The organism is Nocardia sp. JCM 38205, from assembly GCF_058222935.1.
Genome location: NZ_JBYHFL010000010.1, coordinates 26,966 through 40,788, shown reverse-complemented (window position 1 = coordinate 40,788; position 13,823 = coordinate 26,966). Strand labels below are relative to the sequence as shown.

The 13,823-nt window shown below is 68.1% G+C and carries 16 protein-coding genes and 1 tRNA gene; 11 read left to right on the top strand and 6 right to left on the bottom strand.

The window, feature by feature from the left end:
• Positions 1–523: 523 nt before the first annotated feature.
• The 4 genes from AC4HOU_RS26690 to AC4HOU_RS26675 all read left to right on the top strand — a co-directional run bounded on the left by AC4HOU_RS26690 (position 524) and on the right by AC4HOU_RS26675 (position 3,703).
• Entirely contained in the window at positions 524–1,198 is a 675-nt protein-coding gene (locus tag AC4HOU_RS26690; protein ID WP_163811288.1) for an MspA family porin, read from the top strand.
• A 64-nt stretch (positions 1,199–1,262) separates the two neighbouring features.
• Positions 1,263–1,928, top strand: a complete 666-nt coding sequence (locus tag AC4HOU_RS26685) for an MspA family porin (protein WP_163811290.1) — start codon at positions 1,263–1,265, stop codon at positions 1,926–1,928.
• A 340-nt stretch (positions 1,929–2,268) separates the two neighbouring features.
• Positions 2,269–2,931 carry an MspA family porin gene (locus tag AC4HOU_RS26680; protein WP_490725520.1) on the top strand — a complete coding sequence of 221 codons (663 nt, stop codon included), beginning with the start codon at positions 2,269–2,271 and terminating at the stop codon, positions 2,929–2,931.
• 103 nt (positions 2,932–3,034) lie between these two features.
• The gene (locus AC4HOU_RS26675) at positions 3,035–3,703 is read left to right on the top strand and encodes an MspA family porin (RefSeq protein WP_163811293.1); all 669 of its coding nucleotides are present in this window, start codon (positions 3,035–3,037) and stop codon (positions 3,701–3,703) included.
• 55 nt (positions 3,704–3,758) lie between these two features.
• Here AC4HOU_RS26675 and mscL read toward each other — a convergent pair whose 3' ends face one another.
• The 4 genes from mscL to AC4HOU_RS26655 all read right to left on the bottom strand — a co-directional run bounded on the left by mscL (position 3,759) and on the right by AC4HOU_RS26655 (position 6,087).
• Complete coding sequence (gene mscL / locus AC4HOU_RS26670; protein ID WP_163811295.1) at positions 3,759–4,181, bottom strand: large conductance mechanosensitive channel protein MscL; 423 nt, start codon at positions 4,179–4,181, stop codon at positions 3,759–3,761.
• 126 nt (positions 4,182–4,307) lie between these two features.
• Entirely contained in the window at positions 4,308–5,018 is a 711-nt protein-coding gene (locus tag AC4HOU_RS26665) for an SAF domain-containing protein (protein WP_228805995.1), read from the bottom strand.
• Positions 5,019–5,109: 91 nt separating this feature from the next.
• Positions 5,110–5,400 (bottom strand): FmdB family zinc ribbon protein, encoded by a 291-nt coding sequence (locus AC4HOU_RS26660; RefSeq protein ID WP_036540013.1) that lies wholly within the window; start codon positions 5,398–5,400, stop codon positions 5,110–5,112.
• A 90-nt stretch (positions 5,401–5,490) separates the two neighbouring features.
• Complete coding sequence (locus AC4HOU_RS26655) at positions 5,491–6,087, bottom strand: 5-formyltetrahydrofolate cyclo-ligase (protein WP_490725519.1); 597 nt, start codon at positions 6,085–6,087, stop codon at positions 5,491–5,493.
• Between the two features lie 69 nt (positions 6,088–6,156).
• Here AC4HOU_RS26655 and AC4HOU_RS26650 point away from each other — a divergent pair, with 69 nt between their 5' ends.
• From AC4HOU_RS26650 to AC4HOU_RS26630, 5 genes are all read left to right on the top strand, one after another.
• Positions 6,157–7,116 (top strand): UTP--glucose-1-phosphate uridylyltransferase, encoded by a 960-nt coding sequence (locus tag AC4HOU_RS26650; RefSeq protein ID WP_490725518.1) that lies wholly within the window; start codon positions 6,157–6,159, stop codon positions 7,114–7,116.
• A gap of 42 nt (positions 7,117–7,158) precedes the next feature.
• The gene (gene glp, locus AC4HOU_RS26645) at positions 7,159–8,418 is read left to right on the top strand and encodes a molybdotransferase-like divisome protein Glp (RefSeq protein WP_014352933.1); all 1,260 of its coding nucleotides are present in this window, start codon (positions 7,159–7,161) and stop codon (positions 8,416–8,418) included.
• 12 nt (positions 8,419–8,430) lie between these two features.
• A complete protein-coding gene (locus AC4HOU_RS26640; protein WP_048834420.1) occupies positions 8,431–9,081 on the top strand; it encodes a GNAT family N-acetyltransferase in 651 nt (216 codons plus the stop codon).
• Positions 9,082–9,240: 159 nt separating this feature from the next.
• The gene (gene sepX, locus AC4HOU_RS26635) at positions 9,241–10,521 is read left to right on the top strand and encodes a divisome protein SepX/GlpR (RefSeq protein ID WP_324191310.1); all 1,281 of its coding nucleotides are present in this window, start codon (positions 9,241–9,243) and stop codon (positions 10,519–10,521) included.
• 81 nt (positions 10,522–10,602) lie between these two features.
• Positions 10,603–10,678, top strand: a tRNA-Ala gene (locus AC4HOU_RS26630).
• A gap of 548 nt (positions 10,679–11,226) precedes the next feature.
• Here the strand turns inward: AC4HOU_RS26630 and AC4HOU_RS26625 are convergent.
• Positions 11,227–11,898, bottom strand: a complete 672-nt coding sequence (locus tag AC4HOU_RS26625) for a sigma factor-like helix-turn-helix DNA-binding protein (RefSeq protein ID WP_324197353.1) — start codon at positions 11,896–11,898, stop codon at positions 11,227–11,229.
• A 3-nt stretch (positions 11,899–11,901) separates the two neighbouring features.
• The gene (locus AC4HOU_RS26620; protein WP_490725517.1) at positions 11,902–12,168 is read right to left on the bottom strand and encodes a sigma factor; all 267 of its coding nucleotides are present in this window, start codon (positions 12,166–12,168) and stop codon (positions 11,902–11,904) included.
• Between the two features lie 139 nt (positions 12,169–12,307).
• Between AC4HOU_RS26620 and AC4HOU_RS26615 the strand changes: the two genes are divergently transcribed.
• Together AC4HOU_RS26615 and AC4HOU_RS26610 are read left to right on the top strand one after the other, a co-directional pair.
• Entirely contained in the window at positions 12,308–13,057 is a 750-nt protein-coding gene (locus tag AC4HOU_RS26615) for an SDR family oxidoreductase (protein ID WP_195020031.1), read from the top strand.
• A complete protein-coding gene (locus AC4HOU_RS26610; protein WP_195020030.1) occupies positions 13,054–13,602 on the top strand; it encodes a hypothetical protein in 549 nt (182 codons plus the stop codon). Before AC4HOU_RS26615 ends, AC4HOU_RS26610 begins: the two co-directional genes overlap by 4 nt.
• The last annotated feature ends 221 nt before the right edge of the window (positions 13,603–13,823 follow it).

Here is a 13,823-nt window from a genome sequence, read left to right as displayed (position 1 = left end):
CGCCCTGGCGCCGATGCCTCGCCCGTTATCTACTGCCCTGCTACGTATTTACTGACGCGTAGCTATCTCGAGCGTTCAAGATTCAAGCTCTTTGCTGTTCCGATCTCCTCCGGAATACGTTCTCGTCCCGTATTCGCCGCTGGTGCTGCTTCGCCGTCCGGGGCAATTCGGCTACTTTGCCGGAACTCGCATCCTGCATTTATGCACGTCAAGCGATATAAGCATTTTGGCTATGTGATACAGATCACTCGAGTCTTGACGAATACTTTCGTTGTCCGTTCCGTTACCGCCGGTTAATCTCGCCTCGGGCCATCGCAACCGCCTCCGCAGTCCAGTGGCCTGCACGAATGTGCAGACCTCGCGGAGTCGGGTGTGGCCCGGCGGTAGTCGAGCTTTGCGTTGAAATAACAGCGAGTTACACAACGGCAACAAATAGGCGACACACTGAGCTGGGCCTGTGAGGACCATGTCCAGCCTCGACGGTCGAGGCTGGTCTGTTCGAGAAAAATTGATGAGGGGAAGTATGAGCGAGAACCGCACCAACGGTTTGCGCCGCGGAGCCCGTGCCGCGGGCGTCGGCGCCGCAGCCGCCGTGGCCCTGGGTCTGCTTTCGACCGGGGCCGCAAACGCGGATACCTTCGTGCCGTTGCCGGACGGCGAGAAGGTTGGTCCGGGTGTGACCATCAAGCGCACCCATGAGCACGCTGTCGTTTCGCCGTCCATGGCGGCCAATGGCGCAGGTCGCGTTGTCTGGGTTTCGGGCACCGCGAGCGCGGACGTCACCGTCACCCCCGAGGGCGAGGTGGGTCCGAACAACGGCCCCGCCGGCGCGCCGGGTACCAACAACTCCTCCACCCACGGTGCGTCCCAGCTGAACACGGGCTACATCGTGGGCTGCCAGGTCAGCATCGGCGACGAGGCCATCTCCGCCGGTCTGTCGGGAAGCATCGATGTCGAGGGCGCCTCGGTCGGCGGTGCGGTGGGTCTGGAGCTGGGCCCGGGCGAGGTGAAGTTCGTCCAGATCGAGTACAAGGACATTCTGAAGCCGGGCCACTACTCGGTCGAGTACCAGGACGTCGAGATGGAGATCCAGGGCTGCGCGGGTTACGCGCAGGCGCGGGCGTACACGGTCGTCGAGATCATCGGTGACCACTACTCGAAGACCACCCTTTACGGGCAGCCGTTCAGCATCGGCTGAGTCGTCGAATTCGACCGTACAAACCTCTCGCCTCGAGCGAACTCGACCCTCGAAGGGTACAAACATGATCAACCGTAAGATCGTGGCGCGGGCGGCCGGACTCGGCGCTGCCGCCACCGTTGCCATGGGCCTGTTCTCCACCGGTGCGGCCAACGCCGACACCTTCGTGCCGCTGCCCGGCGGCGAAATCGTCAAGACGCTGTCCGACGGCACCGTGGTGACGGTCCGCCTGGTCGGTGAATCGGCCAATATCAACCCCTCCCTCGGCTCCACCCCGGTGCACCGCAACGCCTGGGTCTCGGCCAGTGCGCAGGTCGAGCTGGCCGGTGAGGGCGCCAAGGGTGGCAAGATCTACCCCGGTTACGTGGTGGGCTGCCAGGTGAACATCGGCGGCGGCGGCGTCGAAGGCGGCGCCTCTGCCGGCGGCACCTGGGAAGGCGATCCCACCGGTGGCGTCGAGAGCGGCGGCGAGCTGTCGCTCGGCCCCGGCCAGGCCAAGTCCTTCTACGTGCTCGACCTCGAAGACACCGACGACTTCGGCAACGAGTCGCACGAGACCCGCAACGTCTTCAAGGGCACCAGCGGCTCGGTCACCTGGGCCGATGAGACCATCGGTCTGACCGGCTGCGCCGGCTACGCGCAGGCGCGTGCCTTCGTCAAGGTCAAGGTCGAGACCGACAATGTCATGTCGGTGGTGACCCTGTGGGGTCAGCCGTTCAGCCTGGGCTGATCGGCTCCCGCTCGGGCCGGCCAACGGCCTGAGCAAACGCGACCAGCGAAATGAACGCGGGTCTGTCACAATCGTGACAGGCCCGCGTTCTGCTGTTTTCGGCCCGCGACCGGTGAATTCGTCCCTGTCGCGGCGGATTCGGCCGATCTGCGTAACCTCTCGGCTACCTACACCTCATCTTGCTGCCATGCCGCGGACGAAATGCCGTCCCCGACTGTTCATTCGCTGTGCCGATTCGGGTTCATCTGGCGGTCAGCGCTTTCGAGCACGCTCATCTGAGCCTGCTGTAGGCCATCCCCGTGCGAACGGGGTTGTCGCTGAAAACCTGATGAGGGGAAGTATGAGCAAGAACCGCACCAACGTCACGCGCGCGATGGGCGTCGGCGCCGTCGCCGCCGTGGCCATGGGACTGTTCTCGGCCGGCGCCGCCAACGCGGACGCCTCCGTGCCGCTGCCGGACGGTGAGAAGATCGGCCCCGGCGTCACCATCAAGCGCACCCATGAGAGCGCGCTGGTCTCGCCGTCGCTGGCGGCCAACGGTGCCGGCCGCACCGTGTGGGTCTCCGGTATCGCGAGCGCCGATGTCACCGCCACCCCCGAGGGTGAAGTGGGTCCGAACAACGGTCCGACCGGTGCCCCCGGTACCAACAACTCCTCCACCCACGGCACCTCGCAGCTGAACACCGGCTACATCGTCGGCTGCCAGGTCGCCATCGGCGACGAGGCCATCTCGGCCGGTGTCTCCGGCAGTGTCGACCTCGACGGCGCGTCCGTCGGTGGCTCGGTGGGTCTCGAGCTCGGCCCGGGTGAGGTCAAGTTCGTCCAGATCGAGTACAAGGACATCACCAAGCCGGGTGTCTACTCCGTCGAGTACCAGGACGTCGAGATGGAGATCCAGGGCTGCGCCGGTTACGCGCAGGCCCGCGCCTACACCGTGGTCGAGATCATCGGCGACCACTACTCGAAGACCACCCTCTACGGCCAGCCGTTCAGCATCGGCTGATTCCGGGTCTGCCCGGCCGTCTCGGCCGGACCGGACCGATGTGTCTCGAATCCGCCAATCAATCTCTCGCTGAAGCGAATCAACCCCAGAGGGGCATTACACAATGATCAACCGTAAGAGCATCGTGCGTGCGGCCGGTGCGGGTGCCGCCGCGGCCGTCGCGATGGGCCTGTTCTCCACCGGTGCGGCCAACGCCGACACCTTCGTGCCGCTGCCCGGCGGCGAAATCGTCCGCACCCTGTCCGACGGCACCGTGGTGACGGTCCGTCTGGTCGGCGAGTCGGCCAACATCAACCCGTCGATGGGTTCCACCCCGGTGCACCGCAACGCGTGGGTCTCGGCCAGCGCGCAGGTCGAGCTGTCCGGCTCGGGCGCCAAGGGCGGCAAGATCTACCCCGGCTATGTCGTGGGCTGCCAGGTGAACATCGGCGGCGGCGGCGTCGAGGGCGGCGTCTCCGGTGAGGGCACCTGGGACGGTGAGTCCTTCGGTGTCGGCGCCGAGAGCGGCGGCGAGCTGTCGCTCGGCCCCGGCCAGGCCAAGTCCTTCTACGTGCTCGACCTCGAAGAGGCCGACGACTTCGGTGAGGAGTCGCACGAGAAGCGCAACAAGTTCAAGGGCAAGAGCGGCAGCGTCACCTGGGCCGACGAGACCATCGGCCTGAGCGGCTGCGCCGGTTACGCGCAGGCGCGGGCGTTCGTGAAGGTCAAGGTCGAGACCGAGAACGTGATGTCCGTGGTGACCCTGTGGGGTCAGCCGTTCAGCATCGGCTGATTCTCCTCCCACGATCGAAAGGGCCTGTCGCACTCGGCGACAGGCCCTTTCGTCGTCAGGACTCGGAGGAGTACTCGTGCCGCCCCCCGCCGGTCTTCTGGCCCTCGGCCAGCAGATCGCGGATCTGGATCAGCAGGTCGTTGTCGCTGAGCACTTCCTCCTTCTCCTCCTTGGCGAAGCGCTTCTTCACATGCGTGGAAGGCATCACCAAGACGAAGTACAGGACCGCCGCGATCATCAGGAAGTTGATGCACGCGGTGATGATCGGGCCCACCTCGATGAAGGTCGAGGGATTGTCGGCAACCAATCGGAAACCGAGCCCGAGTTCATTGGGACTGCCGAAAACCGCGAGCAGCGGATTGATGATCCCATTGGTGAACGCGGTGACGATCGCGACGAACGCGGTACCCATGACGACGGCAACAGCCAGGTCGACGACGTTTCCGCGAAGCACGAAATCCTTGAACCCCTTGAGCAATGCCCTATCTCCTTCGGTGTGCGGAACCGAATGTCCGCAGCCGGGTGCTGGTCTTCCCGGATGCTAGTTGACCGCACCGGCTAACGCTCGGCGAACGATGGAGCCGGCGATCAGAGGTGATCGATCTCAATGGAAGACGACGGTCAGGGCGGTGCTCAACGATGCCGCGGCCACCGCGGCCGCGTTCTCGGCGCCCATCGCCACCAGGACCACTCGCTCCGCCGATCGTGTCGGCGATGACCCGGGGGAGCCGGAGATCAGGACCACGGCGGCATCGGTGGCCAGGGTGCGCGCGGGGCGGGCGGCTCGGTCGGATTCGTCGGCTGCGATGACGTCGACGCGATCACCCGCGCGCAGGATGTCGGCGACGGCGGTATCGGCCAGCCGGAGGGGAACGATCCTGGCGTCCGGTGCGCCTCCGGCCACCGCGGCCAGCCGCGGGCCGATCACACGCAGATCGGTCAGGATCTCCCCGGTGCTCATCGCGCCGGTGATGGTGGCACCGATCAGCGGGGCCGGATCGCGCGCCGCACCGCCGGGTAGTGCGCCGGATTCCCGGTCGACGACCCGCAGGTCCGCTGAGGTGAGCAGATGGCCGGGTGGTAGATCGCGAGCCGCGACGACGACGCGTGCGCGGTCGGCATCGGGATCACCGCGCAGCATCAGTACGACTGCGGCGGCGGTGAGAACGGCGGCGAGGACCCGCCTGGCGAGCAATCCGTCGGCCCATGGTGGCCGATTCCAGAATGCTTCCCGCAGCGTCTCGCCGCGGCCGAGCGGACCATCGCCGAAGCGCTGGGGGCCGAGTCGGCGGCGGCCGGCGAACATTCCGATCATGCGCCGAGCGTATGGCGCGGATCGGCGGCCCGGGCCCGGTGAACGACGGGTTGTGGACAACTCGCGGGCTGTGCACAACCCGCGACTCGCCTCAGCTGGCGGCTGCGGTGCTGGCCGCCGCCGCGGGGGCGGCCGAGGAGCTCGAATCGGAGCCGGAGGAGGATCCGCTGTCGGACTTGGCGGGCTCGCTGGCGGTGGACGCACCGCCGCGGCTGTCGGTGCGGTAGAAACCGCTGCCCTTGAACACGATGCCGACGGAGTTGAACAGCTTGCGCAGCTTGCCCGAGCACTCCGAGCAGACGCTCAGCGCCTCGTCGGTGAAGGACTGAACGATGTCGAAGCGGTTATCACACTGGGTGCACGCGTACGAATAAGTTGGCACAGGATCCTCCGCAGGGTTCGTCGATCTAGCACTCTACAGGCGACAGTGCCAACATTGCCACCCGGGATTTCATTCCCGGCGGGCGCGCGGTCAATCGGCGGACAACTCGCGCAGCCCGCCGCGCGGCGTCAAGGCCCAGCCCATCCGCAGGTCGTGCGGCTCCGCGGGCAGCCGTTCCACCAGCTCAGCGTCACGAACCACCGCCACGAGCCGGGCAGCCGGGTCGGCCGCGGCCAGCGTGCGGTCGTAGTAGCCTGCGCCGCGCCCGAGCCGCACACCACGTAGATCCACCGCCAGCGCAGGGACGAGAATCACACTCGCGCGCGCCACCGCGGCAATACCCAATGCCGGTCCGCTCGGCTCGAGCAGCCCGTAGCGGGCGGCGCGCAGACTCGCCGCACCGGTGTACTCGGCCCAGTCCAGAGGTCCCGGCGGCCCCGTCACCGGCAGCAATACCCGCGCTCCCGCTGCCAGCAGCGCGTCGAGCATCGCCTCCGAGCCCGGTTCACCACGCACCGGGACATACGCGCACACCCATTCGCCGACCGCGATTTGCCCGGCCGTCGCTGCCAGCGCGGACGCCTCCTGCGCCCGGTCGGCGTCGGACACCGCGGCCCGCTGCGCGAGAATCTCCAACCGCCAGGCATGTTTATCGCGCTCACCGGGCATCTTCACGGTGATCACCATAGGCTCATGCGGGCGCCAGGCCGCCGCGAAGCAGGCTTGGACGACGTATTACACGGATAAGGTGTGCATATGACAGCGAAGGCAGGCGAGCCCGGCTCGACGACGGGCGCGGCGGTGGAGTCGTGCTTCCGTACTGCGGTCGTGCCGGCCGCTGGGCTCGGGACCCGGTTCCTGCCCGCGACCAAGACGGTGCCCAAGGAGTTGCTGCCGGTCGTCGATACCCCCGGCATCGAACTGGTGGCCGCCGAGGCCGCCGAATCCGGCGCCGACCGGCTGGTCATCGTCACCTCACCCGGTAAAGACGGTGTGGTCGCGCATTTCGTCGAGGATCTGGTGCTGGAGAGCACCCTCGCCGAACGGGGCAAGTTCCAGCTGCTGGAGAAGGTGCGCAAGGCGCCGGGGCTGCTCGATGTCACCTCCGTCGTGCAGGACGAGCCGCTCGGACTCGGCCACGCGATCGCCCAGGCCGAAAGTGTGCTCGACGCCGACGAGGACGCCATCGCCGTCCTGCTGCCCGACGATCTGGTGCTGCCGTGCGGTGTGCTCGACACGATGAGCCGGGTCCGGCGCGAACGCGGCGGCACGGTGCTGTGCGCCATCGACGTCCCCAAGGATCAGGTGAGCGCTTACGGCGTCTTCGATGTCGAGCCGGTGCCCGGCGTGGCGGATCCGGATGTGTTGCGCGTCAACGGGATGGTGGAAAAGCCCGCCCTCGCCGACGCGCCGTCGACCTACGCCGCGGCCGGCCGCTATCTGCTCGACCGGGCCATCTTCGACGCGCTGCGCCGGATCGAGCCGGGCGCGGGCGGCGAACTGCAGGTGACCGATGCGATCGCGCTGCTGATCGCCGAGGGTCATCCGGTGCATGTGGTGGTTCACCGTGGGTCGCGCCACGATCTGGGCAACCCGGGCGGCTATCTTCGTGCTGCAGTGGATTTCGCGCTGGAGCGGGAGGAATACGGTCCCGCCCTGCGGGAGTGGCTGCAGCATCGGCTGGGCCCGGACTGGGATCCGCAGGTGACGGCGTAGGAACAGATCGCCCGAGGGGCGAGGGAGATCGGGAAGGGCTGGATGCGCTCGGTTGAGGATCAGCAGATCAAGGTGACCGCGGCGGCGGTCGCGCCCCGGCCGGTCCGGGTCGCGATATCCGAGGCCCAGGGCCTGCTGTGTGCCGAGGACGTCGTCACCGAACGGCCGCTGCCCGGTTTCGACCAGGCCGCCATCGACGGTTACGCGGTGCGCAGCGTCGACGTCGCGTCGGCCGGCGCCGAAATCCGTGACGAAGAAGGCGAACTGGTCGATCTGACGTTGCCCGTGGTCGGCGAGGTGGTCGCGGGTTCGCGCCAGCCGATCCGGTTGCAGCCGCGCCAGACGGTGCGCGTCGACACCGGTGCCCCGCTGCCGACGCTGGCCGACGCGGTGCTGCCGATCGACTTCACCGACGGCGGTCGCGCCCGGATCAAGGTGTACGAGCCGGTGCGTTCCGGCGATTACGTGCGCCGCATCGGCGACGATGTGCAACCCGGCGACGTCGCCGTGCGCGCCGGCACCATCATCGGCGCGGCGCAGGTCGGGCTGCTCGCGGCGGTCGGCCAGGACAAGGTGCTGGTGCATCCGCGGCCCCGGCTGTCGGTGATCTCGGTGGGCGCCGAGCTCATCGACATCGACCGCACGCCCGGCCCTGGCCAGGTGTACGACGTGAATTCCTATGCCCTGGCGGCGGCTGCGCGCGATGCGGGCGCCGACGTCAACCGGGTCGGCATCGTCGACGCCGATCCGCGCAGGCTGCGTGATGTGGTCGAAGGTCAGCTGGTCCGTTCGGAGGTCGTGGTGATCGCGGGTGCGGTCGGCGGCTGGGCCTCGGAACAGGTGCGGGAAGCGTTGGAGGGTCTCGGCGAGCTCGAGATCGCCAGGGTCGCCATGCATCCCGGTTCCGTGCAGGGCTTCGGGCGGCTCGGCCGCGATGAGGTGCCGACGTTTCTGCTGCCGTCCAATCCCGTCGGCGCCCTCGTGGTGTTCGAGGTGATGGTGCGGCCGCTGATCCGGATCGCGCTCGGGCGACGTCAGCCGATGCGGCGAATCGTGCACGCCCGCACGATCACTCCGATCCAATCGATGGCCGGGCGCAAGGGCTATCTGCGTGCCCAGTTGATGCGCGACGAAGCCACCGGCGAATACCTGGTGCAACCACTGGGTTCGGGGGCGGGCGCGTCCTCCCATCTGCTGGCGACGCTGGCCGAGGCCAACAGCCTGATCGTCGTCGATCCGGACGACACCGAGATCCGGACGGGCGACGAGGTCCAGGTCGCTTTTCTCGCACAGCGCGGCTGAAACGTGGAGACCATGAACGTTTTCCGGGCCACCCAGCACCCTGGGTGGCCCGCACATCTGGGCCCGGTGCGGGTCGCGGCCGGGCAGGTGGCGTTGCGACCGGTGCGGCTGCGCGATGCCGCCGCCTGGAGCCGGATCCGGTTGCGCGACCAGCAGCATCTGGAACCGTGGGAGCCCACCGGCCGAGGTGCGTGGGAAGCGCGCAATCACGCCTCGAACTGGCCGTCGCTGTGGTCGAGCCTGAAGGCCGAGGCGCGGCGTGGGGCGATGATCCCGCTGGTGATCGAGGTCGACGGCGCGTTCAGCGGACAGTTGACCGTCGGCAATATCGTGCGCGGGGCGTTGCGATCGGCGTGGATCGGCTACTGGGTGGCCAAGGATCTCGGCGGACAAGGCGTGGCGACCGCGGCGCTGGCGCTCGGACTCGACCATTGTTTCGGGCCGGTCGGCTTGCACCGGGTCGAGGCGACCGTGCGGCCGGAGAATATGGCGAGCCAGGCGGTGCTGCGCAACGTCGGGTTCCGTGAGGAAGGCCTGCTACGCCGCTATCTGGATGTCGATGGGGCGTGGCGCGATCATCTACTCGTCGGCCTGACCGTCGAAGAGGTGGCCGGGACAGTGGTGGACCGGCTCGCTCGGGAAGGCCGGTTGACGCTGCTGTGAACGCGGGCCCGACGACGGGCCGCAATGGTGGAAATGTGACGGGTGTGGCGGATGTGCACGGCGCGCCTGCCGGACCGTGCCCCTACCCGGAATTAACCTACGGACGTCGGTGGTGCGCCCTGCGCCATCGGCAGGGAGCCTGCGACCCGCCCGGCGACCATGCCGCAGCGCCTGTGCGGCAGCCGGAACAGTCACCGCGACGGGGCCGCGGGGCGCGGGTCGGAACTGGATCAGGCGGGGACGGAGGTGCTGACGGCGATGCCGAATTCGATCTTGTGGATCGGCCTGGTCGTACTCTGGGTCTTCGTCCTGTTTCCGATACTCGCCGACCGGCATCCCCGGATCCGGCAGACCACCGACACGGCACTCGCCACCCGGGTGCTGCATCGCGGAGGTTCGAAGCGGCGCACCAGGTCCGGACCCGCCGCCGGGCACGACAGCGACCCCGATTGGCGGCCGAGACGAGTGCAGAGAAAGCGTCCCCACAGCGATGATGCGGAGGATCGGATGACGACTTCGGCCGACGAGCCCGTCACCGAGGCTGACGACGAACACAACACGCCGGGAGACGTCACCGACACCGGCGCGGCCCGTGCCACGACCGCCAAGGCGACCCGCCGGGCGGTGACTGAGACGGAACTCGATGAAATGGCGGCGGACGAGGCCGCCGACACCGACGACACGGAATCGGGCGTGCCCGGCGACCCCGATGCCGTGCGCGCCGACTATGTGGACGATGAAGAGCGCGAGGAACGCGAAGAGCGCGAAGACCGCATCGACCGCGAACACCGTATCGACCGCGAAGAGCGCGTCGACTATGACGACGACCAGGACGATAACGCGGACGCCACCCGACGCGACCCGCTCGCCGCCCGGATACCTCCCGCGCGTTCGGCGCTGCCCGCCGTGGCCGAACCCGAGCCCGCCGACACCGACGACACCGACTTCATCCCCACCCGGCGCGGCCGCGGCGGATTCGACCCCGAAGCCGACGCCATCGCCCGCGCCGCCCGCTACACCTTCCGTCAGCGCGCCGTGCTCGGCCTGGTACTCACCACCCTGCTGTGCGGAGCGCTGGCCATCGCGATCGCGCCCGTCTTCTGGTGGGGTTGCGGCCTGACCGCGACCGTCCTCGTCACCTACCTGGCCTACCTGCGCAAGCAGGTCAGGATGGAAGAAGAGATCCGCCGGCGCCGCAGCGCCAGGCTCGCGCGCACCACCCAGCGCCCCGACAAAGAACGCGACGAACAAGCCGCGCGTCCCGCCCGCCGCGGCATGGACCGCGACACCGCCCGCGCCCTGCGCCGCCGCTCCGAACTGCTCGAACCCGACGACGAAGACCCCGCCTTCGAACACCTCGAAGCCTTCGACGCCACCGCCGCCCGCGCCGTCCGCAACCGCGCCGCCGGCGGCGACATGCGCCGCGCCGCCGGAGAATAACCGCAGGTGGCGGGCCCGATTCGGAATCGGCGCCCGCCTCCTGCTACAGTGTCACAGCGCGGTTCCCGCCAGGAACCGCACGGGGCTATAGCGCAGTTGGTAGCGCGTCTCGTTCGCATCGAGAAGGTCAGGGGTTCGATTCCCCTTAGCTCCACCAAAGGCGGCGCATGCTCATGGCGAGCATTCGCCGCCTTTTTGGTTCCGCGTGTTTTTTGGGGGCGAAGCCCCCAAACCCCACCCGGAGGGCTTCGCCCCCGGACCCCCGCCGTGGTTTACCCGTCCGGGATGGGGCTGCCCGCCGTTGCTGCTTAAAGGCTTTGCCCCCGGGCCTTCTCCTGGGTCTACCTGTCCGGGATGGCTTGCCCGCCGTTGCTGCCCGGCGGGCTTCGCCGGGCCCCGCCGTGGTGAACAGCCCCCGGATTGCGACCTACCTGCGGGCTTGCTCAGGGCTGCCGTCTGTGCTCGCCCACCCACGTTGCCGCGCCACTGAGCTCCTCCTGGATCTAGCCGTCCGGGATGGCTGCCCGTCGTTGCTACCTAAAGGGCTTCGCCCGTGGGCCTTCTCCTGGGTCTACCTGTCCGGGACGGCTGCCCGCGGTTGTACCTATAGGCTTCGCCCCGGAACTCACCTCGGGATTGGCTGTCCCGGTTGGGTGCTGTCCGGTGGCTTCGCATTCGCGCCCTGTCGGCTTCCCTCTGCCTTCTTCAACCGAGTCCCCACTGGTTCGCCGGTTGTGGCGTGCCGGCGGGCACTTGATCGAGAGTGGCTGCGGCGAAGGCCAGCTTCGCTTCGGCCACGATCATGCGTAGCGCCACGATGCGAGAGTCCGCGGGCTCGACCATGATCACGGCGGTGAGGCGGTCGCCGTCGAAGGCGAGCATGGACAGCTCGCCGTTGACTATGGCTGTGGTGACGGTGATAGCCGAGGCCTCGAGGCGGCGGCCGGCACCGATCAGATAGCGCAGTACACGTTCGCGGCCCAGGATCGGGCGGCGGGCCGCGGTCGCGCCGCCACCGTCGGTCCAGGCCACCACATCATCGGCCAGCAGGCGATGCAGTCTTGCCGCATCGCCCGAGGTGGCGGCGGCCAGGAATTCGGAGACCATCCGGTGATGCCGGGGCTCGTCGGCGGCGAAACGCTTACGCCGGCCGGCCAGATGCGCGCGGGCACGGTGATACAGCTGACGTGAATTCGCGGCGTCGATATCGAGAATGGCGGCTATCTCGTCGTGCGAATGGTCGAATGCCGCACGCAGCACGAAGACGGCTCGTTCGGCCGGGGTGAGCCGTTCCAGCAGCAGCAGGAACGCCATCGATACGGACTCGCGCTGCTCCACCGTCTCCAGCGGACCGAGCACACCGGTCTCGGTGAGCACCGGTTAGGGCAGCCACGGGCCCGGATAGGTTTCGCGGCGGGCCCGCGCGGAAGTGAGCTGGTTGAGGCACAGATTCGTGACCACCTTGGACAACCATGCGCCGGGTGTTTCCACCCAATCGGCGTCGTGCCAGCTCAGATAGGCACTCTGGACCGCATCCTGGGCGTCCGTAGCGGAGCCGAGCAGCCGATAGGCCAGCCCGAACAGGCGCGGCCGATGTTCTTCGAAGACCGACGCGCGGTCGGCGGCGGATGGCTCCGGCGATTCCATTGCTCGGAAGATTATTCGAAGCAGGCCACGTCCTCGAACGTTGCGAGGTCGGTCACAGTCGCACGGACCTGTCACATTCCAGGGCTGTGCCCGGTTCTGAACCGATGAACACCTATCGTCCGCACGAAATGAGGTCAGGATGAGCACAGTGCTGGTCACTGGTGGTACCGGAAAATTGGGCCGAGCCGTCGTCGAACGATTGCAGGCCCGGCAGCGCGAGATCCGAGTGCTGAGCCGCACGCCCGGGGCGGGCCGCGTGGTCGGCGATCTGCGCACGGGCGCCGGGCTCGGGGAGGCCGTCGAGGGAGTGGATGTGGTCGTGCACTGCGCCACCACCTACGGCCGCAATGACGTGGTGGCGGCCCGGCGGCTCGTCGATGCGATCGGCCGCACGGGGGGAGCGCCACATCTGGTGAATACTTCGATCGCCGGTGTGGACCGGATCCCGTTGCCCTACTACCGCGCCAAACTGGCAGCGGAACAAGTGATCTCGGGTAGCGGGCTGCCGTGGACGAACCTACGCGCCACCCAATTCCACGATCTGCTGGCCACGATATTCGATGTGCAGCGGTGGCTGCCGGTCACCTTCGCGCCCGACCGGTTTCGATTCCAGCCCATCGACCTCGAGACGGTCGCGGACCATCTGGCGGAGCTCGCCATCCACCCACCCGTCGGAAACGCACCGGATCTGGGTGGGCCGCGGATCCACAGCCTGCGCGAGCTGGCGGAAATCCACCGATCGGTCGTGCATCGGCGTCGGCCGATTCTCTCGCCACGTCTGCCGGGCAGGGTCGCGCAAGGTTACGCGCAGGGATGGAATCTCGTCCCCGACAATCCCCGAGGCACCCTCACCTTCGAAGGGTTCCTGCGAGCGCGGGTGACGCGGTGACGGGCACGCGGGGCCGGATAGCGCGCGGGGGACTCCTGTTCTTCGCCGGTGTCTCCGCCGTCTTGGGAGTGGTGATCCTGACCGCCCCCGAATGGTTCTTCTCCCTCTCCTGGGTCAACCTCGGCATGCCGTACAACCCGCACCTCTTGCTCGACTACGGTGCGATGAACCTGGCACTGGCCATTCCACTCGCGGCATCGGCCGTGGCCGCGAGCCCGCTGGCCGTGCGCAGCGGACTGGGCTCGTACGCGGTGTGGTCGGTCGCGCATCTCGTGATTCACCTGCGCTACGGCGCGCATCTCGCAGCGCACACCTCCACCGCGAACGCGAACCTGCTGCTCGTGGTCCTTGCCGTCGGCGCGGTGATCTCGCTGACGCTGTTCCTGCTCTCGCTCGGCAATCCGGGGCAACAGCCGCCGACCACCGCAGGTCATTCGTTCAGCGGCCGGCGCCGGTCACTGAACCGCTGCTCGAAGCCCGCGATGGAGGAACCGGGCGCGACCGAGGACGACGACTGTTCCAGCACACCGTCATCGGCGACGTAGTAGATGGCGGCCGATCGAGATCTCGTCTTCGGGGGCCGGCATGGCGCGCCCGCCCGGAAGCGCATGCAGCGTCGAACCGCTCCGCGCCGGCCCCTCGAAGATGCCGGTCCACGGCAGCATGCGCGGACCCCATGCGATGTCCCCGCGACGAACGCCGCGCTCGACGCCGCCCACCGCGCCCACATGACCAGAAAAGAGGGAAACTCGTTGAGCGCGGGCAC